At 55.6% G+C, this 631-nt stretch carries 1 rRNA gene; it reads right to left on the bottom strand.

Annotated elements, in window-relative coordinates:
* Positions 1–631, bottom strand: a 23S ribosomal RNA gene (locus tag C475_RS24500); the annotation flags it as partial.

The raw sequence follows: 631 nt of genomic DNA, 5'->3' as shown, positions 1-631 counted from the left end.
TTAACCTGCTTCCCATTTCGTCTCATTCGAATTACGGTGAGACTTAGGACCGGCTAACCCTCAGCTGACGAACAGTGCTGAGGAACCCTTGCCCTTTTGGCCGTCAGGATTTCAACCCGACTTTCGCTGCTACTGTGACCAGGATTTTCGTTTCAAATCGGTCCACACGAACTCTCGGCCGTGCTTCCACCCGATCAGAACGCCGACCTACACAATTGCTCTGTAANAGTCACTGCGACCTGCCTCTTCCCGAGGCAGGCATCCCTTCTTCCGAAGGTACGGGACTAGATTGCCGAATTCCCTAACGTCGGTTGTTCCCGACAGGCCTAGGCTTTCTCCGCCATGGGCACCTGTGTCGGTGCTCGGTACGGACATCGTTCTCGTCTTTTCACGGGCCCCAGGTTGAACCGAATTGCTCTATCCCGCCGTTCGTCCGCTTCGTGCCATTACGGCTTCCACGGAGTTGGACGGTTCGACCGGGCGATGGCCCGGCTCGGTCTACCCCAAGGCGTCGACTTTCAATGAACGATGGCGCAGGAATATTAACCTGCTTCCCATTTCGTCTCATTCGAATTACGGTGAGACTTAGGACCGGCTAACCCTCAGCTGACGAACAGTGCTGAGGAACCCT

The organism is Halosimplex carlsbadense 2-9-1 (genome assembly GCF_000337455.1).
Lineage (GTDB): Archaea > Halobacteriota > Halobacteria > Halobacteriales > Haloarculaceae > Halosimplex > Halosimplex carlsbadense.
This window is presented reverse-complemented; position numbering and strand designations above follow the sequence as displayed.